The sequence below is a fragment of the Streptomyces sp. NPDC058525 genome (assembly GCF_042719495.1).
Classification (GTDB): domain Bacteria; phylum Actinomycetota; class Actinomycetes; order Streptomycetales; family Streptomycetaceae; genus Streptomyces.
This window is the reverse complement of the sequence record NZ_JBHXNP010000051.1, coordinates 1-22,806: the sequence shown is the minus strand read 5'-3', so window position 1 is coordinate 22,806 and position 22,806 is coordinate 1. Positions and strand designations below refer to the sequence as shown.

General features: G+C 72.2%; 23 protein-coding genes. 9 read left to right on the top strand and 14 right to left on the bottom strand.

The genetic code is table 11. The annotated features are described in order from the left end of the window. The first annotated feature begins 7 nt into the window (after nt 1-7). From ACFWP3_RS23280 to ACFWP3_RS23270, 3 genes are all read left to right on the top strand, one after another. On the top strand, nt 8-1,189 hold the full coding sequence (locus ACFWP3_RS23280; RefSeq protein ID WP_384224219.1) for a flavin-containing monooxygenase: 1,182 nt from the start codon (nt 8-10) through the stop codon (nt 1,187-1,189). A gap of 183 nt (nt 1,190-1,372) precedes the next feature. Beyond that, entirely contained in the window at nt 1,373-3,607 is a 2,235-nt protein-coding gene (locus ACFWP3_RS23275; RefSeq protein WP_384224217.1) for an acetate--CoA ligase family protein, read from the top strand. Between the two features lie 243 nt (nt 3,608-3,850). After that, nucleotides 3,851-4,657 (top strand): enoyl-CoA hydratase/isomerase family protein, encoded by an 807-nt coding sequence (locus ACFWP3_RS23270; protein WP_384224214.1) that lies wholly within the window; start codon nt 3,851-3,853, stop codon nt 4,655-4,657. A gap of 6 nt (nt 4,658-4,663) precedes the next feature. On the opposite strand, the gene ACFWP3_RS23265 is transcribed toward ACFWP3_RS23270, so the two are convergent. From ACFWP3_RS23265 to ACFWP3_RS23255, 3 genes are all read right to left on the bottom strand, one after another. Beyond that, a complete protein-coding gene (locus ACFWP3_RS23265; RefSeq protein ID WP_384224212.1) occupies nt 4,664-5,458 on the bottom strand; it encodes a VOC family protein in 795 nt (264 codons plus the stop codon). A gap of 147 nt (nt 5,459-5,605) precedes the next feature. Next, nucleotides 5,606-6,355 carry a hypothetical protein gene (locus ACFWP3_RS23260; RefSeq protein WP_384224209.1) on the bottom strand — a complete coding sequence of 250 codons (750 nt, stop codon included), beginning with the start codon at nt 6,353-6,355 and terminating at the stop codon, nt 5,606-5,608. A gap of 11 nt (nt 6,356-6,366) precedes the next feature. Beyond that, entirely contained in the window at nt 6,367-7,188 is an 822-nt protein-coding gene (locus tag ACFWP3_RS23255) for a hypothetical protein (protein WP_384224207.1), read from the bottom strand. A gap of 259 nt (nt 7,189-7,447) precedes the next feature. On the opposite strand from ACFWP3_RS23255, the gene ACFWP3_RS23250 reads away from it, so the two are divergent. Beyond that, a complete protein-coding gene (locus ACFWP3_RS23250; RefSeq protein WP_384224311.1) occupies nt 7,448-8,065 on the top strand; it encodes a flavin reductase family protein in 618 nt (205 codons plus the stop codon). Between the two features lie 20 nt (nt 8,066-8,085). Here ACFWP3_RS23250 and ACFWP3_RS23245 read toward each other — a convergent pair whose 3' ends face one another. Then, complete coding sequence (locus ACFWP3_RS23245) at nt 8,086-8,292, bottom strand: hypothetical protein (RefSeq protein WP_384224205.1); 207 nt, start codon at nt 8,290-8,292, stop codon at nt 8,086-8,088. Continuing rightward, nucleotides 8,285-8,446 (bottom strand): hypothetical protein, encoded by a 162-nt coding sequence (locus tag ACFWP3_RS23240; protein ID WP_384224203.1) that lies wholly within the window; start codon nt 8,444-8,446, stop codon nt 8,285-8,287. Before ACFWP3_RS23240 ends, ACFWP3_RS23245 begins: the two co-directional genes overlap by 8 nt. Before the next feature lie 202 nt (nt 8,447-8,648). Here ACFWP3_RS23240 and ACFWP3_RS23235 point away from each other — a divergent pair, with 202 nt between their 5' ends. Beyond that, nucleotides 8,649-9,941: a hypothetical protein gene (locus ACFWP3_RS23235; RefSeq protein ID WP_384224201.1), complete on the top strand. Its 1,293-nt coding sequence runs from the start codon at nt 8,649-8,651 to the stop codon at nt 9,939-9,941. A 21-nt stretch (nt 9,942-9,962) separates the two neighbouring features. Continuing rightward, nucleotides 9,963-10,529 carry a GNAT family N-acetyltransferase gene (locus tag ACFWP3_RS23230; RefSeq protein WP_384224198.1) on the top strand — a complete coding sequence of 189 codons (567 nt, stop codon included), beginning with the start codon at nt 9,963-9,965 and terminating at the stop codon, nt 10,527-10,529. A 33-nt stretch (nt 10,530-10,562) separates the two neighbouring features. Here ACFWP3_RS23230 and ACFWP3_RS23225 read toward each other — a convergent pair whose 3' ends face one another. The 3 genes from ACFWP3_RS23225 to ACFWP3_RS23215 are packed head-to-tail and all read right to left on the bottom strand — an operon-like array spanning nt 10,563 to nt 13,755. Continuing rightward, nucleotides 10,563-11,630: a Zn-dependent alcohol dehydrogenase gene (locus ACFWP3_RS23225; RefSeq protein ID WP_384224195.1), complete on the bottom strand. Its 1,068-nt coding sequence runs from the start codon at nt 11,628-11,630 to the stop codon at nt 10,563-10,565. Further along, nucleotides 11,627-12,826: an acyl-CoA dehydrogenase family protein gene (locus ACFWP3_RS23220; protein WP_384224192.1), complete on the bottom strand. Its 1,200-nt coding sequence runs from the start codon at nt 12,824-12,826 to the stop codon at nt 11,627-11,629. Before ACFWP3_RS23220 ends, ACFWP3_RS23225 begins: the two co-directional genes overlap by 4 nt. A gap of 17 nt (nt 12,827-12,843) precedes the next feature. Then, on the bottom strand, nt 12,844-13,755 hold the full coding sequence (locus ACFWP3_RS23215) for an SDR family NAD(P)-dependent oxidoreductase (protein WP_384224189.1): 912 nt from the start codon (nt 13,753-13,755) through the stop codon (nt 12,844-12,846). A gap of 108 nt (nt 13,756-13,863) precedes the next feature. On the opposite strand from ACFWP3_RS23215, the gene ACFWP3_RS23210 reads away from it, so the two are divergent. Next, nucleotides 13,864-14,790: a cyclase family protein gene (locus ACFWP3_RS23210; protein ID WP_384224186.1), complete on the top strand. Its 927-nt coding sequence runs from the start codon at nt 13,864-13,866 to the stop codon at nt 14,788-14,790. A gap of 74 nt (nt 14,791-14,864) precedes the next feature. Here ACFWP3_RS23210 and ACFWP3_RS23205 read toward each other — a convergent pair whose 3' ends face one another. Both ACFWP3_RS23205 and ACFWP3_RS23200 read right to left on the bottom strand, forming a co-directional pair. Continuing rightward, nucleotides 14,865-15,071 (bottom strand): hypothetical protein, encoded by a 207-nt coding sequence (locus tag ACFWP3_RS23205; protein ID WP_384224183.1) that lies wholly within the window; start codon nt 15,069-15,071, stop codon nt 14,865-14,867. Between the two features lie 41 nt (nt 15,072-15,112). Next, the gene (locus ACFWP3_RS23200) at nt 15,113-15,706 is read right to left on the bottom strand and encodes an MBL fold metallo-hydrolase (RefSeq protein WP_384224179.1); all 594 of its coding nucleotides are present in this window, start codon (nt 15,704-15,706) and stop codon (nt 15,113-15,115) included. Between the two features lie 237 nt (nt 15,707-15,943). Between ACFWP3_RS23200 and ACFWP3_RS23195 the strand changes: the two genes are divergently transcribed. After that, nucleotides 15,944-16,666 (top strand): hypothetical protein, encoded by a 723-nt coding sequence (locus ACFWP3_RS23195; RefSeq protein ID WP_384224176.1) that lies wholly within the window; start codon nt 15,944-15,946, stop codon nt 16,664-16,666. A 177-nt stretch (nt 16,667-16,843) separates the two neighbouring features. On the opposite strand, the gene ACFWP3_RS23190 is transcribed toward ACFWP3_RS23195, so the two are convergent. The 4 genes from ACFWP3_RS23190 to ACFWP3_RS23175 all read right to left on the bottom strand — a co-directional run bounded on the left by ACFWP3_RS23190 (nt 16,844) and on the right by ACFWP3_RS23175 (nt 20,926). Beyond that, nucleotides 16,844-17,308, bottom strand: coding sequence for an ATP-binding protein (locus tag ACFWP3_RS23190; RefSeq protein ID WP_384224173.1), 465 nt, complete (start codon nt 17,306-17,308; stop codon nt 16,844-16,846). Nucleotides 17,309-17,619: 311 nt separating this feature from the next. Further along, nucleotides 17,620-18,549, bottom strand: coding sequence for an acyl-CoA dehydrogenase family protein (locus ACFWP3_RS23185; RefSeq protein WP_384224170.1), 930 nt, complete (start codon nt 18,547-18,549; stop codon nt 17,620-17,622). 5 nt (nt 18,550-18,554) lie between these two features. Continuing rightward, complete coding sequence (locus ACFWP3_RS23180; protein ID WP_384224167.1) at nt 18,555-19,712, bottom strand: acyl-CoA dehydrogenase family protein; 1,158 nt, start codon at nt 19,710-19,712, stop codon at nt 18,555-18,557. Next, nucleotides 19,712-20,926, bottom strand: a complete 1,215-nt coding sequence (locus tag ACFWP3_RS23175) for an amidohydrolase family protein (RefSeq protein WP_384224165.1) — start codon at nt 20,924-20,926, stop codon at nt 19,712-19,714. The genes ACFWP3_RS23180 and ACFWP3_RS23175 overlap by 1 nt, the downstream gene beginning before the upstream one ends. Nucleotides 20,927-21,062: 136 nt before the next feature. Between ACFWP3_RS23175 and ACFWP3_RS23170 the strand changes: the two genes are divergently transcribed. Further along, a complete protein-coding gene (locus ACFWP3_RS23170) occupies nt 21,063-22,652 on the top strand; it encodes a class I adenylate-forming enzyme family protein (RefSeq protein ID WP_384224162.1) in 1,590 nt (529 codons plus the stop codon). Nucleotides 22,653-22,806 lie beyond the last annotated feature (154 nt).

Genomic DNA, 22,806 nt, shown 5'->3' with positions numbered 1-22,806 from the left:
ACACCTCATGCCAGGAGTCCCCGCAGCACCCGACATGACCACCCAGCCCCGCCCCGTGTACGTCATCGGCGGCGGCCCCGGCGGCCTCGCCGCCGCCGCGGCGCTGCGCGCCCGCGGGGTGCGCGCGGTGGTCGTCGAGAAGTCCGACGAGGTCGGCGCGTCCTGGCGGCGGCACTACGACCGGCTCCGCCTGCACACCACGCGCCGGCTCTCGGCGCTCCCGGGCCTGCCCATGCCGCGCCGCTTCGGCCGGTGGGTCGCGCGCGCGGACGTGGTGCGGTACCTGGAGAAGTACGCCGAGTTCCACGAGCTGGAGATCGTCACCGGTGTCGAGGTCACGCGCCTCGAGAGCGACGGGAACGGCGGCTGGACGCTGCACGCCACCGGCGGGCGCGTGCTCACCGCCGCGGCCGTGGTCGTCGCCACCGGCTACAACCACACGCCCCGGCTCCCCGACTGGCCCGGCCGCGAGGCGTACACCGGGCGGCTGCTGCACGCGGCCGACTACCGCGACCCCGCGCCGTACGCGGGCCTCGACGTCCTGGTCGTCGGCGTCGGCAACACCGGCGCCGAGATAGCCGTCGACCTCGCCGAGGGCGGCGCGGCCCGGGTGCGGCTCGCCGTGCGCACGGCCCCGCACATCGTGCGCCGCTCCACGGCAGGCTGGCCGGCCCAGCGCACGGGGATCCTCGTACGCCGGCTGCCCGTGCGGCTCGTGGACCGGCTGGGCGCGCTCGTCGCCAGGGCATCGGTGCCCGACCTGTCGGCGTACGGGCTCCCGCGGCCCTCGACGGGGCTGTACAGCAGGGTCCGGGACGGGGCGATCCCGGTCCAGGACGTCGGCCTGATCGAGGCGGTCCGCACCGGGCGGGTGGAGCCGGTGGCCGCCGTCGAGGGCTTCGAGGGCCCGGAGGTGCTGCTCGCGGACGGTTCGCGGATCACCCCGGACGCGGTGGTCGCGGCGACCGGATACCGCCGCGCCCTGGAGGGTCTGGTGGGCGGGCTGGACGGCGTGCTCGACGAGCGCGGGCGACCCCGTACGCACGGCGCCCGCACCCCGGCGCAGGCTCCCGGCCTGTACTTCACCGGCTTCTCCAACCCCATCAGCGGGATGTTCCGGGAGATGGCCCGGGACGCCGAGAAGATCGCGCGGGCGGTGCAGCGGCAGCTGCGCGCACCGCGGAGCTGAGGCCCGGTTCCGGCCGGAATGGCACTCTGGACCGCCGCGGAGGGGATCTGACACCGTTCCACACACCACCTCCACCACCTTTCCTGCGCAGCCCTGTTCCTGACGGCACGTCAGTTCAGTAATCTGACTACACGTCAGTTATTGAGTTCCATCGAGGTTCATCGAGCAGGAGCGGGCGGAACGATGCTTGGATCTACTCACGGCACCCTCACCACCGACTTCCGCGCACGTGTCGAGGCCTGCGGCGAGTCCCCCAGAACGGCCGTCCACTCCTCGGCGCCGCCGTCCCCCGAGGACACGGCCGCCCTGGACGTCAGCGGACGGCCCCTGCACGCCGACGTCCCCGACCTGGACCGGTTCTTCCGGCCCGAGTCGGTCGCCGTCGTCGGCGCCTCCGACGCCGACGGCAGACCGAACACCGGCATCACCCGCCAGCTGATCGCCTGGGCGCAGCGCGTCGGCGCACGCATCCACCCGGTGCACCCGACCCGCGAGAGCGTCTTCGGGCTGCCGTGCGTGCCCTCGGTCACGGACCTGCCGGAACAGGTGGACCTCGCCGTCCTCCTGGTCGGCGACCCGCTGCCCGTCATCGAGGAACTCGCCGAGACCAAGGTGAAGTTCGCCGTCGCCTTCGCGTCCGGCTTCGCCGAGACCGGGGACGCCGGGGCCGCCGCCCAGGCCCGGCTCACGGCCGCCGTCGGCCGCTCGGGCCTGCGCCTGCTGGGCCCCAACACGAACCTCAACGCCTTCGAGGAGTTCCGCGACGACCTGACCGGGCCGGCCATCGCGCTGATCACCCAGTCCGGCCACCAGGGGCGGCCCGTCTACACCCTCCAGGAGCTGGGCATCCGCCTCTCCCACTGGGCGCCGACCGGCAACGAGGCCGACCTGGAGACCTCCGACTTCATCTCCTACTTCGCCGAGCAGCCCGAGGTCGGGGCCATCGCCTGCTACGTGGAGGGCCTCAAGGACGGCCGGTCCTTCCTGCTCGCCGCCGACCGGGCGGCGCGGGGCGGGGTCCCGGTCGTCGCCGTCAAGGTCGGCCGCACCGAGACCGGCGCCCGGATGGCGGCCTCCCACACCGGGAAGCTGACCGGCGCGGACACCGTCGTGGACGCCGCCATGCGCCAGTTCGGCGTGATACGGGTGGACGGGCTGGACGAGCTCCAGGACACGGCCGCCCTGCTGGCCCGGGCCCGCAGGCCGCAGGCCGAAGGCGTCGTCGTGTACTCCATCTCCGGCGGCACCGGAGCCCACTTCTCCGACCTCGCGACGGAGGCCGGGCTCAGCCTCCCGACCCTCGACCGGGCCAAGCAGGACGAGCTGCACCAGTGGATCCCGGAGTACCTGAACGTCGCCAACCCCGTCGACAACGGCGGCCACCCGGTCGGCGACTGGCGCGGCCGCAAGATCATCGACGCGATCCTCGCCGACCCGTCCGTGGGCGTGCTGATCTGCCCCATCACCGGGCCCTTCCCGCCCATGAGCGACAAGCTCGCCCAGGACCTGGTGGACGCGGCCGAGCAGAGCGACAAGCTGATCTGCGTGATCTGGGGCTCGCCGGTCGGCACCGAGGACGCCTACCGCAAGGTGCTGCTCGGCTCCTCCCGCGTGGCCACCTTCCGCACCTTCGGCAACTGCATCACCGCCGTCCGCGCCTACCTCGGCCACCACCGCTTCACCACCGGCTACCGCTCCCCCTTCGACGAGGCCCCGCGCACGCCCTCGCCCTCCTACCGCAAGGCGCAGGCCCTGATGCGGCCCGGGCAGCAGCTCAGCGAGCACGCGGCGAAGCAGCTGCTGCGCGCGTACGGGATCCGGGTGCCGCGCGAGCAGCTCGTCACGAGCGCGGCGGCCGCCGTGCGCGCGGCCGGCCTGGTCGGCTACCCGGTGGTCATGAAGGCCTCGGGCCCGCAGCTGGGGCACAAGACGGAGCTGGGCCTGGTCAAGATCGGGCTCACCTCCGCGAGCCAGATCCGCGACGCGTACCGCGAGCTCACGGACATCGCGCGCTACGAGAACGTCCCGCTGGACGGCATCCTCGTGTGCCAGATGGTCGAGCGCGGGGTGGAGATGGTCGTCGGCGTCACCCAGGACGACCTGTTCGGGCCCACCGTCACGGTGGGGCTGGGCGGGGTCCTGGTGGAGGTCCTCAACGACGCGGCGGTCCGCGTGCCGCCCTTCGGGGAGAACCAGGCCCGCGCGATGCTGACCGAACTGCGGGGGCACGCGCTGCTGGAGGGCGTACGAGGGGCTCCGCCGGCCGATGTCGACGCCCTGGTGGAGGTCATCCTGCGGATCCAGCGGATGGCGCTGGAACTGGGCGACGAGCTCTCCGAGCTGGACATCAACCCGCTGATGGTTCTCCCTAGGGGGCAGGGGGCCGTGGCGCTGGACGCGCTGGCCATCTGCCGCTGACGCTGCGCTGGCCCGGCCGCCTCTCCCTTGGACCTAGCCCCCCTGTCAGGGGCTCCGCCCCCGAACCCCCGCGCCTCAAACGCCGGCGGGGCTGGATGTGGCTGGTGCCGTCCGCCATGTGCCGGCATGAGCCGGGGACAACCCAGCCCCGCCGGCGTTTGAGGCGCGGGGTCTGGGGCGGAGCCCCGGGACGCGGGGCCGCACCTGCCCATCCACATCGACCCCGAACGGGAGTTCCGCCCCATGACAGAGGCTTCGGACACGGTTCTGCACCGCACCGCCGGCAACGTCTCCTGGATCACGCTCAACCGGCCGGAGGCCATGAACGCCCTCACCTGGGACCAGCGCGACCGCGTCATCGCCCTGCTCGCCGACGCCTCCGCCGACCCCGACGTCCGGGCCGTCGTCGTCACCGCCACCGGCAAGGGCTTCTGCGCGGGCGCCGACCTCCGCGGCGGCCCCGCGGCCGCGCAGCCGGCCGAGCGCGTCGCCGGGGACGTGGCCCGGATGATCCGGCTCGGCGCGCAGCGCCTGATCACCGCGGTCCTCGACTGCGAGAAGCCGGTCATCGCCGCCGTCAACGGCACCGCCGCCGGCATCGGCGCCCATCTCGCCCTCGCCTGCGACCTGGTGATCGCCGCCGAAGAGGCCCGGTTCATCGAGGTGTTCGTCCGCCGCGGCCTGGTCCCCGACGGCGGGGGCGCGTACCTGCTGCCCCGGCTGATCGGCCCGCAGAAGGCCAAGGAGCTGATCTTCTTCGGCGACGCCGTCCCCGCCGCCGAGGCCGAGCGGCTCGGCCTGGTCAACAAGGTGGTGCCCGCCCCGGAGCTGGAGGCCGCCGCCCGGGAGTGGGCGGAGCGCCTCGCGCAGGGCCCGACCCGGGCGCTCGCCCTGGCGAAGCAGCTGGTCAACGCCTCCCTGGACGGCGACCGGGCGGCCGCGCTGGCCGCCGAGGCCACCGCCCAGGAGATCAACATGGGTACGGCCGACGCGAACGAGGGCGTGGCGAGCTTCGTGGAGCGCCGCACGCCCAAGTACACCGGCCGCTGAGGCCGGCTACATCCGCGGGTCGGGCTTCAGCAGCGCGAACACGGCGCCCGCCGGGTCGGTGGCCCAGGCGATCCGGCCGACGCCGGGCACGTTCGCCGCCGGCATCATCACCGCGCCGCCGCTCCCCTCGATCGTGGACACGGTGGTGTCCACGTCGGCCACGTGGAAGTACGGCACCCAGCGCGGCACCATCGCCGAGGCGCCGCCCGCGCCCTCGCCCTGTTCCGCGACCCCGCCGAAGGAGGTGTCCTGCTGGTCGCCCTCGGCGGTGCTCAGCACCCGGTACGTCATCCCGGGCGCGGTCATGTCCGCGTCCCGCCATCCGAACACCCCGCGGTAGAAGGCGATGGCCGCGAGCGGGTCGGGTGCGTGGAGCTCCACCCACACCAGGGTGTTCTCGGCGGAGGCCAGTCCCAGCCCCCGGGTCCTGCCCGGCTGCCAGCTCGCGAACTGCGCGCCCTGCGGGTCGGTGAACTGCGCCAGCCAGCCCTCCCCCATGACATCCATGGGCTCCATGCGCACCTGCCCGCCGCCGGCCCGGACGGCCTCGGCGGTGGCCCGGATGTCACGGGTGTCGAAGTGGACCATCCACGCCGAGCTGGCCCCTTCCTCGGTGAGCGGGCCCAGTGCCGCGACGGTCTTCCCGTCCACCTGCCAGAAGCCGTACCCGCCCGCCTCGGGCCCGGCGGAGACGAAGGTCCAGCCGAGGACGGCACCGTAGAACGCGGCGGCCGCGTCGGTGTCGGGGCTTCCGAGGTCGATCCAGTTGGGTGATCCGGTACGGAAGTCGGTGCCGAGCATCAAGTGCCTCCTACGGGTCCGGCGGGACGGGTCCGCCGGCCACGATGCCGATCCCCCGCGCGCCGGCGGGCGTACGGCCCCCGGCCGGGCCCGGGATTCACCCGTCCGGGTGCAGAAGGCCGTACGGCCGGTTCCGGCGGCCCCGCCTCAGCCGCCGGTCCGCGTCCCCACGCGCTCCAGTGCGGGCAGGAACTGGTCGTAGAAGCCCACCTTGATCGCGAGGGAGCGTTCCTCCGTCTCCCTGAAGGAGTCGGCCGCCCGCTCGCCCCCGGTGCCGAGGTACGCCCGCACCCGGGTGGCCAGCCGGTCGGCGTGCGTCACGGCCAGCAGGTCGGCGGTGGCGAGCGACTCGCTCTTGGCGTCGTGCTGGTGGTGCGGGTAGTAGAAGCGCGAGACGTTCTCCCCGTCCTGCACGAGCAGCGGTTCCATGCGCTCCCACAGCCGCCCGTACTCGACGGAGACCAGGATCTCGCCCCAGAAGCGCAGGATGGTCAGCACCCGCAGGTCGGAGTCCTCGCGGGTGCCGGCGTCGGCGATCAGGTCGAAGGTGGCGTCGATGGCCCGCCTGGTCGCCGGCGTCGGCCTCGTGTGGACGAGCGCCTCCCGGGAGACGCCGAGCCGGTACATGTCCGCCGTCATGTCCTCGCGGTGGGAGCGCATCCCGCGGCTGTCCGGGTACTCCTCGCGCAGGATGACCCGGGCGATCCGCAGGCCCTCCTCGTCGCGCAGGAGATCGATCGCCAGGTCGTAGGCCGGGGTGAACGCGAGCGAGAGGAACCGCCGTTGGAGGAGGACCGCGGCGAAGTCCTCGTCCGGGAGCCCCGCGATGTCCGCCAGTACCGGGTGCTGCGCGTACCGCCCGATGAGTTCGTCCTCGAACCGGTCCAGTTCTTCCACGGCCGTTACCTCTAATTCATGGTGTCGATTGATCTCTGCCAGTCGCGGAGGTCGACGTCGCGGCCGATGCCCCACAACTTGTCCAGTTCCTCTTGGACTTCCCGGCCCATCGCCGTCTCGCACCCGTCGATCTCCAGCTGGGTGGACTGGATGGCGAGCCGCCCGTGCAGGAACGAGCTGACCAGGTAGCGCTCGTCGGCCTTGTACACGGCGATCGACGGGAGGGAGTTGTACACGCGGACCTGGAGCCTGTGCCGGAGCTCCGCCGGGACGGCGTCGTAGACCGACTTGAGGAGCTCCAGGCTCCCGCGCACGTCCACCCGGCCGGCCTCTCCGGTCTGCAAGGCCCGGTCGCGCAGGTCCGCCACCAGGGAGGAGGGGTGCAGCAGCAGGATGCGCACCTCGGCCCGCCGTTCCGTGACGGCCTTGGTGAGCTCGGTCTTCAGCTGCTCGAGGTTGGGTATCCAGGTCTGCAGGATGGCCACCTCCCACCGGGCGTTCTTCAGCAGCTCGATGAAGGCCGCCTCGGGGAAACTCGGGTGCACCCTGGTCACCCCGTCGTAGCGCTCGCGCCGCAGCTGCCCCTCGATGCCGTCGATGTCGAGGCGGGAGACCTGCGCGTTCATGGTGTCGAGCACCTTCAGGCGGTCGAACTCCATAAGGAGGAAGAGGGTGACCGTGCTCAGGATCAGCAGCGTGATCTTGGGGAGGGTGCCGCCGGGGGCCATCTTGTCGAGCCAGCCGAGCAGGTCGGCGAGCAGGACCCCGACGCCCGCGGTCGCCATCGCACCCAGTGCGATCCGCTCGGCCCGGTTGCGAAAGCCGTTCGCCATGCCCACCCCAGCCCCCGACGTCGCTGTCGTTGCCGACGACTGTACACACGGCCTCCCGATCTCATGACGGAGGGTCATGTCTCATTCATCACAAGGAAGTTCGGAACCGAATCAGACTTTTCTCAGCAGCCACAGGTCTCCCAGGTCAGGGTCTCCGTACAGCCAAGGCGAGCACTCCGGTGGCCAGGCGGACCGCGCACCTCCCTTCCCATCTGACGAACCGTCAGGTTCAATCGTGGGTGTGATGGGACACGCAGGGATGGCGGCCACCGTCGTCCGATACCTCAGGTCAGTCGGCTCCCCCACCTCCGCCTCGCCGGAGCAGGGGCCCGAGCCCGTCGACGCCCTGCCGCGTCCCGATCTGCGCGCCGTCGGCGAGGACGAGCGCGCGCCGGTCTCCCCCGCCGAGTTCCGGGCCGTGCTCGGGAACTTCGCCAGCGGGGTCACCGTCATCACCGCGCCGCCCGGCGAGGACGGGGCGGGCCCGGCCGGCTTCGCCTGCCAGTCCTTCGCCTCGCTGTCCCTGGACCCGCCGCTGGTCACCTTCATGGTGGCCCGTACGTCGACCACCTGGCCGCGCATCGCCCGCGCCGGGGTGTTCTGCGTGAACGTCCTCGGGGCCGAGCAGGGCGAGCTGTGCCGGTCCTTCGCGGTCAGCGGCGCGGACAAGTTCGCCGGGGTGACCCACAGGCCGGCCCCCGTCACCGGCTCCCCGCAGCTCGACGCCGTGCCCGCCTGGATCGACTGCCGGATCCACGCCGTCCACACCGGCGGCGACCACCTCATCGTGGTCGGCCGGGTCGTGGCCATGGGCGCGGCGGGCGAGGACGGCCCGCTGCTCTTCCACAAGGGCCGCTTCGGACGGCTGGCGGACTGAGCCGGGCCCGTCCCCCCACCTCAGGCGGGCTCGACGTTGCCGACGGCCGTCGAGACCTCCCGGCCCGACGGGCCGCGGATGTACGCGAGCTCGATCCAGTGCTCGACACCGGTCTGCGAGACATTCTCGTTGATGACCGCCATCAGCTCGCCTTCGACGCCGGAGGCGATGTCCCGGACACGGGTGCGGAGCAGCGGATGCGGCACGTACGCGTACTCCTCACTCATCGGGCTGGGCCTCGACGGCCGCGGCGAACCGTTCGAAGCCGACCAGCGCACGGTCGAGGAGATCAGCGCTGGGCGGACACACCGCGACCATCCCGGCAGACATGCCGTCGGGGGTGTCGAGGCTCAATACGCCGCGGGGCGCGGGACTGGTCACGGGGTGCTCCATACCGTTGTCAGCGGGTGGTTTCCGAGCGTCTCGCGACCGGCGCGAGCCGGCGAGGCAGCGAAGGGGAAGTTCAGCGGCACTTCGGCGGCACTGATGCGACGAGTCCTCGCGAGATCCCCGCACGACGCGCGTTGAACAGCAGTCGGCCCTTACGTTGTGCGGGAGCCCTACGTACGACAGGAGCGATGTCATGCGAACCCCCGCCAACGAGCGGCTCTTCGCGGCCAGAACCGCCAAGGGCTGGTTCTCGCAGGAGAAGGCCGCCGAGGAAATCTCAAGGGCCGGGACCGCAGCGCTTGGCCGCCCCGGGTATTCGATCAGCGTGCGCACGTACCGTTCGTGGGAATCGAGGAACCCCCCGTGGCCGCGACCCGATCAGGCAACGGCGCTGCGGAGCGCATTCGGCCGTGGCCCGGAGGCTCTCGGTTTCACCGGCGTCCGGACAGACTTGACTGACCTCGTGCAGGGGTCAGGGGAGATGATTCCGCCCGTGGACCGCCGAACAGTCCTCGGGGCCGGTGCAGCCGTGATCGGGCTGCCCTGGCACAGCCCGTCATCTGCTCGCGCCACCACCGAACTACGTGTCGGCCGCGAAGAGATCGACCTGCTGGCGGCGACGGCCGCTGACCTTGATGCCATCGACCAGCGCTTCGGCGGTGACCGACTTTGGCGCACCGCCAGAATGCATCTGTCATGGGTGCACCACGTCATAGACCACGGCGCCTACAGCGATGACATCGGCCAGGAGCTGCACAGCATCGCCGGGCAGCTCACCACCAGCCTCGGATGGTTCTGCTACGACGCCGACCAGCAGACCCAGGCTCGTGTCTTCTTCTCCGAGGCACTCAACACCGCAATGATCTCCACTGACTATCCGCTGGCCACCCGGACACTGTCGAACATGGCCCGTCAGTCCGTCGACCTCGGCAAGCCTCGGGAATCGGTACGCTTCGCGCGCACCGCCGAGCAGTACGCCCCCAAATGGGATGCTCCGCCCCGCGTCACCGCTCTCCTGGCCATCCGTGCCGCTCAGGGCTACGCACGGCTCGGCGACGAGATGAACACCTCCCACTCCATCAAGCGGGCCTGGCGCGCATTCGATCAAGGCACGAGCGGCCGTGACCCGAAGTGGACCGGCTTTCTCAACGAACCCGAACTCCTCTGCCTGGAAGGCATGTGCCGCTCCGACCTCGGACAGCACAAGCGCGCCGTCCGACTCCTGGAGCGCTCAGCCGGCCTCCAGGCCATCGAACACTCCCGCAACCGGGGCATGTGCCTGGCCCGGCTGGCCCACACGGCTGTCCAGGCCCATGACCTCGACCGCACCGCAGACGCCGCAAAGGAGTCCTTGCGGCTCATCGAAGGCGGGCAGTCCTCCAGCCGCAACCGCCGCCAGCTGGCCCTGGTACGCGATAGCCTCCACCACCACCCGAGCCCGACTGCCCGGGACACGGCTGACCTGATCGCCGCGCACATCGCGTAGCGAGACCACGGAAGGAAGCTCATGACCAAAACCACCCCGCAGCTCACCTTCACCCGGCACGTCCCCGACTCTGCGCGGAAGATCACGGACGAGCTGACCGCCGTCTATGCCGAGGTCTACAACGTTCCCCCCTATGTCAGCGACCCGTTCTTCTCCGTGGAGACGTTCACCCACCGGCTCACCGCCGCCTACACCATGACGGGCTTCGAAGTGGTCACCGCCCACCTCGCCGACGGCACGTTCGTGGGCTACGTGCACGGCGTCACCCTCACACCCGACCGTGCCTGGTGGGCCTCCCTGGACGAGAAACTCCCCGCCGGCGCCAAGGAGGCCGCTCAGGCCGGCGGTGTCTTCTGGCTGCGGGAGCTGATGGTTCTGCCCCAGCACACCGCCCAAGGCATCGGGCGGGCCCTGCACGACGAGATGGTCCGCGGCCGTGCCGAACCGTGGACCACCCTCACCTGCATCGTCGACAACGAGCCGGCGAGGTCCGCGTACCCGCGCTGGGGGTACGAGGTCATCGGCCGCATCAAGCACGCACCCGAATCCCCGGTCTACGACGCCATGCTGCTGCCGGCCTTGTCATAGCGACGAAGAGGACCCGGCCCGGTCCCGGGGCTGTCAGAACGTGAGGACCCCGCGCGCCACCCGCCCGTGGTGGGCGTCGTCCGCGGCCTTGGCGAAGTCCTCCACCGGGTAGACCTCCGTCACCAGCTCGTCCAGCAGCAGCCGGCCCTGCCGGTAGAGCTCGGCGTACAGCGCGATGTCCCGCTGCGGCCGCGAGGACCCGTACCGGCAGCCCATGATCGTCTTGTCCAGGTACATCGACGAGACGAGGAACGAGGCCTCCTCCGTGAAGCCGGGCACGCCCAGCAGGACCGCCTGCCCGTGCCGGTCGAGGAGGTCGATGGCCTGGCGGATCAGCTTCACGCTGCCCACGCACTCGAAGGCGTGGTCCGCGCCGGTGGGCAGGATCTCCTTCACCGCCGCCGAGGAGTCCGGGACCGCCGAGGCGTCGATGAAGTGGGTGGCCCCGAACTGCCGGGCCACCGCCTCCTTCGCCGGGTTCGCGTCGACCGCCACGATCGTCGTGGCCCCCGCGATCCGCGCCCCCTGGAGCACGTTCAGCCCGATCCCCCCGGTGCCGATCACCACCACCGACTCGCCGCGGTCCACCTTGGCCCGGTTCAGCACCGCGCCCACGCCCGTCAGCACCCCGCAGCCGATCAGGGCCGCCGAGGTCAGCGGTATGTCCGCCGGGATCTTCACCGCCTGCACGGCCTTGACGATCGTCCGCTCCGCGAAGGCCGAGTTGGAGGCGAACTGGAAGAGCGGCTTCCCGCCCCGCGAGAACGGCTGCCCCGGCATCCCGATCGCCTTGCGGCACATCGTCGGCCGGCCCCGGTCGCAGTCCGCGCACGCACCGCAGTTGGCCAGCGTGGACAGCGCCACGTGATCGCCGGGCGACACGTGCGCGACCCCCGCGCCGACCGCCTCGACCACCCCCGCGCCCTCGTGCCCGAGCACCACCGGCGGCGGGAACGGAATCGTCCCGTCGATCACCGACAGGTCGCTGTGGCACAGCCCGGCCGCCCCGATCGCGACCAGCACCTCGCCCGGCCCCGGATCGCGGATCTCCAGGTCGTCGACCACCTGGGCCTGCTTGCCGTCGAATACGACGCCTCTCACCTGGACTCCTTAGGCAGGCCGAGCACGCGCTCGGCGATGATGTTGCGCTGGATCTCGTCCGAACCGCCGTAGATCGTGTCGGCCCGGGTGAACAGGAAGAGCCGCTGCGCCTCGTCGAGCCCCAGCTCGTACGCCAGCCCCGGCTCCCACAGCTCCGGGCCGGCCGCGGCCGCCGCGCCGCGGACCTCCACCGCCAGCTCGCCGAGCCGCCGGTGCCACCCGCCCCACAGCAGCTTGGCCACGCTCGGCGCGCCCGCGTCGCCGGCCGCGCCGCCGCCCAGCGTGCGCAGCGCGTTCCACCGCATGGTGCGCAGCTCGGCCCACTGCCGTACGAGGCGTTCGCGCAGGACCGGATCCGCGGCGTCCGAGGCCGCGTACGCCGCCAGCACCCGCTCCAGTTCCGCCGCGAAGCCGATCTGCTGGACCAGGGTCGAGACCCCCCGCTCCAGGGCGAGCAGCCCCATGGCCACGCCCCAGCCGCCGCCCTCGGCGCCGACGACCTCGGCGGCCACCGCCCCGTCGAAGAACACCTCGTTGAACTCCGAGGTCCCCGACATCTGCCGGATCGGCCGCACGTCGATCCGGCCGGGCTGGTCCATCCGCACGAGCAGGAACGACAGCCCCCGGTGCCGCCGCGACCCCGGCTCGGTGCGGGCCAGTACGAAGCACCAGTCGGCGTCTTGGGCGAGCGAGGTCCAGATCTTCTGGCCGGTGACCCGGAAGAGCCCGTCGGCGGCGTCCCGTACCGCCGCCGTACGGATCCCCGCGAGGTCGGACCCGGCGCCCGGCTCGCTGTACCCCTGGCACCACAGCTCCTCGCCGCGCGCGATGGCGGGCAGGAAGCGCTCGCGCTGCTCCCGCGTGCCGTACGCGAGGAGCGTGGGCGCGAGGAGGTTCTCCCCGATGTGGCCGACCCGGCCGGGCGCGCGCAGCGCCGCGTACTCCTCGGCCCACACCACCTGCCCGGTCAGCGAGAGCCGCCGGTTCCCGTACCCCTCGGCCTCCCAGCCCTGCCCGATCCAGCCGCCCCGGCCCAGCTCGCGCTCCCACGCCCGCCGCGCCCCGACCCCCTCGTGCTCGCTGCCCGGCCCGCCGAGGCCCCGCGCCTGCGCGTACGGGCCCACGAGGTGCTCCGTCAGCCAGGCGCGGGCACGCCCGCGCAGCTCCTCGTCCTGCGCCCCGAAGCCGAAATCCACGCCGCTCTCCCCCGGTCCTACGCGTTGGGGCGGTCCTTGGCGGCCGCCGCCTTGGCCATGGCCTCCAGCTGCGCGAGCAGCGGCATCGGGTCCTTGCCCACCGTCCCGGGCAGGAAGTCGGCGATCTTCTCGGGGGTCCAGGAGCCTTCGGCGTACCCGGCGCGCAGTTCGCGCGGCTGGGCCCAGACGGCGATCTTCGGGCCGGCGATCGTGTAGACCTGCCCGGTGATGTCCTCGGCCCTGGCCCGGTCGCTGAGGAGGTAGGTGACGAGGGCCGCGACGTCCTCGGGCTCGCCGATCTCCTTGAGCTCCATGGGGACGTTCGCGGACATGCGGGTGCGGGCCACGGGTGCGACGGCGTTGGCCGTGACCCCGTACTTGGCCAGGCCCAGCGCGGCGGAGCGGACGAGGGAGATGATCCCGCCCTTGGCCGCGCTGTAGTTGGCCTGGGCGACGGAGCCCTGGTGGTTGCCGCTGGTGAAGCCGATGAGGGTGCCCGAGCCCTGCCGGCGCATGACGGCGGAGGCGGCGCGGAAGACCGTGAAGGTGCCCTTGAGGTGGGTGGCGACCACCGGGTCCCACTCCTCCTCGGACATGTTGAAGAGCATCCGCTCGCGCAGGATGCCCGCCACGCACACGACGCCGTCGATGCGCCCGTACCGGGCGAGCGCGGTGTCGACGATGCGCTGGCCGCCCGCCATGGTGGAGATGTCGTCGGCGACGGCGACGGCTTCGCCGCCCGCCGCGAGGATCTCCTTCACCACGGACTCGGCGACCTCGCTGGTGGGCTCCCCGCCCTCGATGCCCACTCCGTAGTCGTTGACGACGACCTTGGCGCCCTCGGCGGCCGCGGCGAGTGCCACGGCCCGCCCGATGCCCCGGCCGGCGCCGGTGACGGCGACGACCTTGCCTGCCAAGAAGTTCCCCACGTCCGGCCCCTTCCCGCGTTTTCTGACGGACCGTTAGATTCTATGGGGAGTCAGACGCACCTGCACAAGACCTCGTTGCCGTTTCCACACAAGGAGCTGTTGAGGCCCATGTCACTGCCCGCCGAGTTCCACGACATCGCCAAGCGCGTCAACAACTGGGGGCGCTGGGGCGCCGAGGACGAGATCGGCACCCTGAACCTGGTGACCGACGAGGTGGTCCGGGAGGCCGCGGCGGCGATCCGTACGGGCCGCCGCATCCCGCTGGCCCTGCCCCTCAAGGAGGACGGGGTGCAGGCCGGGATGATCCCCGGCCGGATCAACCCGCTGCACACGATGGTGCAGATCAACCAGGAGCTCTTCGGGCCGGGCACGGTGGCGTGCAGCGACGACGCGGTGACCATGGGCCTCCAGGCGGGCACCCACTGGGACGCCCTGACGCACGTCTCGCACTCGGGGCGGATCTACAACGGCCGCCCGGCCTCCTCGATCACCGCGCACTCCCGGTCGGAGTTCAGCGGCATCGACAAGGCCGGGCACATCGTCTCGCGCGGGGTCCTGCTGGACGTGGCACGCGCCAAGGGCCTGGACCGGCTGCCCGGCGGACACGCCGTGACGCCCGAAGACCTGGCCGAGGCGGAGGAGTTCGGCGGGGTCGCGGTGCGCGCCGGCGACATCGTCCTGGTCCGCACGGGACAGATCCAGGTCTACCTGGCGGGCGACAAGCACGGCTACGGCTTCCCGTCCCCTGGGCTGTCCGTCCGCACTCCCGAGTGGTTCCACGCGCGGGACGTGGCGGCCGTCGCGAACGACACGCTCACCTTCGAGATCTTCCCGCCGGAGATCGACAACCTGTGGCTGCCGGTGCACGCCCTCGACCTGGTCGAGATGGGCATGCTCCAGGGCCAGAACTGGAATCTCGAAAAGTTGTCCACAGCCTGTGCGGAAGAGAACCGGTACGCCTTCCTCCTGTCGGCCATGCCCGAACCCTTCGTCGGCGGCACGGGCACCCCGGTGGCCCCGGTGGCCGTCCTCTGAGGTCAGGGCGCCGCCGTCCTCTGAGGTCGGGGCGCCGCCGTCCTCTGAGGTCGGGGCGCCGCCGTCCTCTGAGGTCAGGGCGCCGCGGCGGCCCGGCGGCGGGCGCGTACGACGGTCCGCACGGTGACCGCGACGGTGAGCAGCAGCACCCCGCCCGCGGCGGCGAGCGTCGCGCCGTCCGGGTGGACCAGCGACTGGCCGCGGCCGGCCTGCCAGGTGACGACCGCGACCAGGCCCGAGTAGCCGACCGCGGCGCGACGACGACACAGCAGAACCCCCATACGAGGTGCGACGGCGTGCGGTTGACCGGGCGGACATCCGGCTAGAGCGGGGCCTCGTCGCCCGCCGGGAACGGCCGCCCGTGCCCCGGGACGATCACGTCGGCCGCCCCCAGGACCCGGCGGCGCGAGCTGCGCAGCAGGTCCCGGTCGGGCGCCACCGGGTCTTCGGCGGGGCCGTCCGGACGCCACCAGAGGTCGCCGACGAAGGCGACCACGCCGTCGGCGGTGCCGGCGAGCAGGGTGATGTCCTCGGGGCTGTGACCGGGGGTGCGGATCAGGCGCAGGGAGCCGGTGAGCTCGTACCCCTCGGCGTCCCGGTCGGTCCACTGGTCGTCCTGGTACTCCGCCTTGTGGTCGTGGACCCGGGCGCGGGCGAAGAGCCCCACGTTCATGGTGTTGTCGGGGTGGTGGTGGCTGAGCACGACATCGGTGATGTCGTCGGGCCCGAGGCCCAGTTCGGCGAGCGGGCCGAGGATCCGGTCGCGGTGGGCCACCATGCCGGGGTCGACGATCACGTGCCGGTCGCCGTCGGCGACGTACGAGACGGTGGCGGCGACGCCCGGCCCGGTGGAGGTGGTGTAGCCGGTGGTCAGGACGGTGAACTCGGCGCTGCGGCCGGTGGGCTGGTCTGTCATGCCCCTACCTTCGCGCCCGGCCGGGTCCCCCCACGAGTGGCTCTTCTGCCCGTGATCGCGGGTTTCGTGCCATGCCCGGCCGCCGAGCCTGCGGCCGGAACGCCGACCTGAACGACGAGGGGCCTCCACAGGGTGGAACCATGAGGTGTCCATGACGCGTCACCGTTCGCGCGCCCGTCTCCGCACACCACCCACCCACCCACCACTGCCACCCACCCTCACCACTGAAGGACACTCATGGCCAACCCGTACGCGGCAGCCCCACCGCCGCCGCCCCAGCCCCCCAGACGCCGCTCGAACGGCGGCCTCGCCGGCTTCCTGGCCGTCGCCCTGGTCATCGCCGGCATCTACGGCGCCTCCCAGTGGCTCGGCAACGACGACGGCAAGTCCGGCACGTCGACGGGGGCGGCCTCCGCCACCGCATCCCCGTCCGCCAAGTCCTCCTCGAAGCCCTCGGACCCCGGCAACCCCGAGTCCTCCTCCGACACGTCCAGCTCGTGGAAGGTCGGCGACTGCGGCGGCCCCGACCCGGACAACAAGCCCGACGGCTACCGCCCCCAGAAGTGCTCGGCCTCCGGCGCCACCTTCAAGGCGATCGACATCAAGGACGCGAGCATCCTCCCGGGCGCGATCCAGTGCCCGCCCGGCACCGACCTGATGATCCAGGTGAGCATCTCCTACGGCAGCAGCAAGAAGGGCGGCATCCCGACCAACACCGTCTGCGGCCGCAACCTCTCCGACGACCACCCCGGCGACGCGGGCGCAGGCGGCGGCCAGCTGGTCCAGGGCGACTGCGTGACCGACCAGGCCCAGGAGGTCCCCTGCACCACGGCCGGCTCGTACAAGGTCCTCGGCCTGGTCAAGACAAAGACCGAATGCCCGTCGGGCACCACCGAACCAATGGAACTGACCATGGCGATCGGCCGCCCGTACGACGTGATCTGCGCGGACGGCAAGTAGGTCCGGCACGTCGGGAAGAGGTCCTGCGGGTGGCGGCGGTGCGCATGCACGCCCCGAGCGCGGCACGGCAGCCGCCACCCCGCGACCCGCACTCGTCAAGGCGTGTCCTTGGCGTCCCCTCGCGTCGAATCGCTCCACACCAGGGTGATCAAGATGTGACGGATCGTCAACACCTCGTTAGAGGTACACGCGCGGTTCCCTCATCGAGGGGTGAATTTCCGGCGGGCCGTCCGTGGCCCCGTCCGACGTCGACTTCTGTGCGCGGTCGATCTCGCACCAGATCCGCTTGCCCGCGCCCTCCCGCTGCCAGCCCCAGCGGTCCGCCAGGCCGTCCACCAGTTCCAGGCCCCGGCCGTTGGTGTCCTCGCCGCCCGCCTGGCGGCGGGCCGGCGCGCGGTCGCTGGCGTCCGCGACCTCGACCCGTACCCCCGGCCCCCCGAACAGCATGCGCAGCACGGCCGGACAGCCCGTGTGCACGACCGCGTTCGTGACCAGCTCGGAGATCAGCAGGATCAGCGTCTCCGCGAGCGGTTCGTCATCCCCTATGCCCGAGCCCGCCAGCCGCGACCGGGCCCACCGGCGTGCCCGGCCGACCTCGGCGGGGTCCGGTCCTACCTCCAGCTGAACCTGAAGCACCTGCACCGCTCACACCATCCGAACCGGCGGACACTTCGCCTCGCGACAGGATGGGATCACCCGCTGTGATCCCCTTGCGGAGCAGCATGGTTGACATACAGTCACCACAACAAGCGCTTCGGGCATATTCCCGCGCGAAGGAGTGGGCGTGGTGCATACTGTGCGACGCCTGCGCCGCTCAACCGCTCGCATTCGTGGGAGCGTACCGGAGCGACCCCACGGCTCCGGTCCGTAAGGAGGGGGGCGAAGGACACAAACCGATATCAACTCTCCGTAATCGGACATGCGTCCCGCGCCTTCGCTCCCGTAACAGTCGGCTACGGTGCCGAACCCAGCAGTTCCGCCGCCAGCAGCTCCTCCGCCTCCGCCGCGGTCCGCCACTGCTCCGCCCGCACCCACGCCCGCTTCAGGTGCAGATGCACGTCCGCCTCCCACGTGAAGCCCATCCCGCCGTGCACCTGGAGGCAGTCCCGGGCGCCCGCCACCGCGGCCTCGTCCGCGAGGAGCTTGGCCGCCGCGATCTCGGCGCCGTCACCCGTCACCGCCGCCGCGTAGACCGCCGTACGGGCCACCTCCGCCCGCACCAGCATCCCCGCGCACAGGTGCTTGACCGCCTGGAACGCCCCGATCGGCTGCCCGAACTGCTCGCGCTCCCCCGCGTACCGCACCGCCAGCTCCACTGTCCGCAGCGCGCTGCCGACCTGGAGCGCCGCCGTCAGCACCGCCCCCACCGCCGTGTACGAGGCGTCCGGCGAGGCGTACGGCGAGGCGTCCGGCACGGCGCCCGCGGACGACGGCACCCGGTGCAGCGGCGTCAGCGGGTCCGCCGAGCGGACCGGGGAGCCGGACGGCACCGCGGGCGCGCCCAGCACCGCGTCCGCCTCCCCCAGGTGGGAGACCAGGCCCCCGCCCAGGTCGAAGGCCGTGACCACCGTGGTCCCGGACGCCGCGCCCGGGACCACCCCGGCCGCCAGGTGCGTGGCCACCAGCGGACCCGGCAGCAGCGCCCGCCCGGCCTCCTCGAAGACGATCACCGCCTCCGGCAGCCCGAGCCCGACCCCGCCCTCGGACTCCGGCAGCCGCAGCGCGAAGAAGCCCGCCTCGCCCAGCTCCCGCCACAGCCCCCGGTCCACGCACACCCCCGAGTCCACCGACGCCCGCAGGGCCTCGCGCCCGTAGCGGCCCGCCAGCAGGTCCCGTACGCCCGCCCGCAGGTCCCGCTGCTCCTCGGTCGGCTGGAAGTCCATGCCCCTCACCGGCCCTTCGGGAGGCCGAGGATCCGCTCGGCGACGATGTTGTGCTGGATCTGCGAGGTGCCCGCCGCGATCGTGTACGAGAGCGAGGAGAGCCGGTCCAGGGTCCACTCCTCCTCCAGCGACAACGACAGCGGCCCCAGCACCTGCGCCGCCACCTCGTACAGCTCCTGCCGCGCGTGCGAGTAGGCGAGCTTGAAGACGGAGCCGCCGATCCCCGGGACCCCGCCGCCCGACCGCTCCGACTCGCTCACGTTCCACTGCGTGAGCCGCCACAGCGCCCCGAACTCCCCGTACAGCCGCCCCAGCCTGCGCCGCAGCACCGGATCGTCCCAGCGCCCGTTCGCCTTCGCCGTACGGGCCAGCTCGCCCAGGGTCCGGCGGCAGGCGACGACCTCCCCGACGAAGGCCGTGCCCCGCTCGAAGGACAGGGTGACCATGGTGACCCGCCACCCGTCGTTCTCCGCCCCGACCCGGTTGGCGACCGGCACCCGCACCTCGTCCAGGAACACCTCCGCGAACTCCGCCGACCCGGCCAGCGTGCGCAGCGGCCGGACCGTGACCCCCGGCGCGTCCATGGGCATGGCCAGCCAGGAGATCCCGCGGTGCTTCGGGGCCCCCGCGTCCGTCCGTACGAGCAGTTCGCACCAGTCGGCGACCTCCGCGTGCGAGGTCCAGATCTTCGAACCGGTGATCACGTACTCGTCGCCGTCGCGGACCGCGCGCGTGCGCAGCGAGGCCAGGTCGGAGCCGGCGTCCGGCTCGCTGAACCCCTGGCACCACACCTCGTCGCCGCGCAGTACGGGCGGCAGCCAGCGCGCCCGCTGCTCCGCCGTCCCCTCGGCGGCGATGGTCGGGCCGGCGTGCAGCAGCCCGACGAAGTTGGCGCCGACGTACGGGGCCCCCGCGCGCTCGGTCTCCTCCAGGAAGATCAGGTGCTGGGTCGGGGTGGCCCCGCGGCCGCCCGCGTCCACCGGCCAGTGCAGGCCCGCGTACCCGGCCTCGTACAGCCGGCGCTGCCAGCCCAGGTCGTACGCCCGCCGCCCGGGCCAGTCGTCCGGCGAGGGCTTGGCGGGCAGCTCGGGCAGCACCTTGCCGAGCCAGCCGCGCAGCCGCGCCCGGAACTCCTGCTCCTCCTCCGTGTAGGTCAGGTCCATCAGCGGCCCTTGACCCGGTCCCGGTCGAAGTCCAGGCCGAGCATGCGGATGGCGTTGCCGCGCATCAGCTTGTAGACGGTCTCCTCGTCGAGGCCCTGCACGTGGTCGAGGGCGACCTCCTTGGTGTGCGGGAAGGTCGAGTCCACGTGCGGGTAGTCGGTCTCGAAGGTGGCGTTGTCGCGGCCGACCACGTCGAGCGAGGCGATGCCGTGCTTGTCGCGGAAGAAGCAGCAGAACATCTGCCGGTAGTAGTACGTGGAGGGCGGCTCGGGGATCAGGTCGCGGACCCCGCCCCAGGCGCGGTGCTCCTGCCAGACGTCGTCGGCGCGCTCCAGGGCGTACGGGATCCAGCCCATCTGCCCCTCGCTGTAGGCCAGCTTGAGCGTCGGGAACTTCACCAGGACGCCGCTGAACAGGAAGTCCATCATCGAGGCCATCGCGTTGTTGAAGCTGAGCGAGGCCTGCACGGCGGGCGGCGCGTCGGGGGAGGCGGCGGGCATCTGGGAGCTGGACCCGATGTGCATGTTGACCACCGTGCCGGTCTCCTGGCAGACGGCGAAGAAGGGGTCCCAGTAGCCGGAGTGGATCGAGGGCAGTCCGAGGTAGGTCGGGATCTCTGAGAAGGTCACCGCGCGCACCCCGCGGGCCGCGTTGCGCCGGATCTCGGCGACGGCGAGGTCGATGTCCCACAGCGGGATGATGCACAGCGGGATCAGCCGGCCGCCGCTGTCGCCGCACCACTCCTCGACCATCCAGTCGTTGTAGGCGCGCACGCACGCGACCGCCACTTCCTTGTCCCGCGCCTCGGCGAAGGTCTGGCCGCAGAACCGGGGGAAGGTCGGGAAGCACAGCGAGGCCTCGACGTGGTTGAGGTCCATGTCGGCGAGGCGCGCCTTGGGGTCCCAGCAGCCCCGGCGCATCTCCTCGCGCGTGATCCCCTCCAGCGTCATGTCGTCGCGGTCGAAGCCGACGGCGGCGATGTTGCGCTTGTACGGGAACTTCAGGTCCTCGTAGATCCACCAGTCGGTCGGCGGGCCGTCGGGGTCCATGGTGATCACGTACTTGCCGCCGGTGTACTCCAGCTCGCCGATGCCCGCGGTGAGCGCCTTGGGGCCGCGGTCCCGGTACTTGGCCGGGAGCCAGACGTCGAAGAGGTGCGCGGGCTCGATCACGTGGTCGTCGACGCTGATGATCCGTGGCAGTTCCAGTCCCATGCCGTCTCCCCAATCTGATGGATCGTCAGAAACAAGCTAGCCCCGCCACCCCTGGACCGACAAGCGCCGGCGCTCTACGCTCTCCGCTTGATCTGACTATCCGTCAGTTAACTGGGTCAGTTATGGGAGGTCTGGGATGACGGACACGACGCCGGCCGGCACCGCGACGGAACTGAGCCGCTCCGCGACCCTGTGGGAACTGATCGCCCGCCGCGCCGCCCTGACCCCGGACACCACCGTCCTCATCGAGGCCACCGAAACGCCCCGCCCGGACCCGTCAGCCGACCGCCGGCTGACCTTCGGCGAGCTCCACGACCGCTCCGAACGGGCCGCCGCCGGCCTGTACGCGATGGGCGTGCGCCCCGGCACCGTCGTCGCCTGGCAGCTCCCCACCCGCATCGAGACCGTCCTGCTCTCGGCCGCCCTCGCCCGCCTCGGAGCCGTCCAGTCCCCCGTGATCCCCTTCTACCGGGACCGCGAGGTCGGCTTCGCGCTCCGCGAGTCCAAGGCCGAGTTCTTCGCCGTCCCCGGCGTCTGGCGGGGCTTCGACTACCCGGCGATGGCCGCGCGGCTCGGCGCCCGCGGCGTCTTCGACGCGTACGCCGGCCTCCCGGACGGCGACCCTTCCCTGCTGCCCCCGCCGCCCGCCTCCGGCACCGACGTCCGGTGGATCTACTGGACCTCCGGCACCACCTCCGACCCCAAGGGCGTCCTGCACACCGACCGCTCCCTGATCGCGGGCGGCTCCTGCCTCGCGCACGCCCTGCGCCTGACCCCGGCCGACGTCGGCTCGATGGCCTTCCCCTTCGCGCACATAGCCGGGCCCGACTACACCGTGATGCTGCTGCTGTACGGCTTCCCCGCGGTCCTCTTCGAGAAGTTCGCGATGCCCGACGCCCTGGACGGCTACCGCCGCCACGGGGTCACCGTCGCCGGCGGCTCCACGGCCTTCTACTCCATGTTCCTCACCGAACAGCGCAAGACCCCGGACGTCCCGCTCATCCCCACCCTGCGGCTCCTGGCGGGCGGCGGAGCCCCGAAGCCGCCGGAGATCTACCACGCCGTCGTACGGGAGATGGGCTGCCAGCTGACCCACGGCTACGGCATGACCGAGGTCCCCATGATCACCATGGGCTCCCCGGACGACACCGCGCACCACCTGGCCACCACCGAGGGCCGGCCCCCGGCCGGAATGTCCATCCGCATCACCGGCCCGGACGGCGCGACGCTGCCGGCGGGGACGGACGGCGAGGTCCGGCTCCGCGGGGAGGCGGTCTGCCAGGGCTACCTGAACCAGGACCCGGCGGCGGGCGCGCCGGAGGCCTTCGACGCGGACGGCTACCTGATCACCGGGGACCTCGGGCACCTCACGGAGGACGGGTACCTGGTGCTGACCGGGCGCAGCAAGGACGTCATCATCCGCAAGGGCGAGAACATCTCGGCGAAGGAGATCGAGGACCTGCTGCACGAACTGCCGGGGGTCGCGGACGTGGCGGTCATCGGGCTGCCGGACCCCGAGCGGGGCGAGCGGGTGTGCGCGGTGGTCGAACAGCCGGCGGGTTCGGCCGCGGCGCCGCTGACGCTGGCCGAGGTGACGGCGTACCTGCGGGGGGCGGGGCTGGCGCCGCACAAGCTGCCGGAGCAGTTGGAACTGCTGGATGCGCTGCCTCGCAACGAGGCCCTGCGCAAGGTCCTGAAATACCGCCTCCGCGAACGCTTCGCGTAGCCCGGGCGCTCCGCCCCGGCCCCCGCTTCGGGGGCTCCGCCCCCGGACCCCCGCGCCTCAAACGCCGGCGGGGCTGGATGTTGCCTCCAGCCGCACCGAACCGGCGGCAGGAGGCAGATCCAGCCCCGCCTGGGGGTCCCCCCGGACGGAGTCT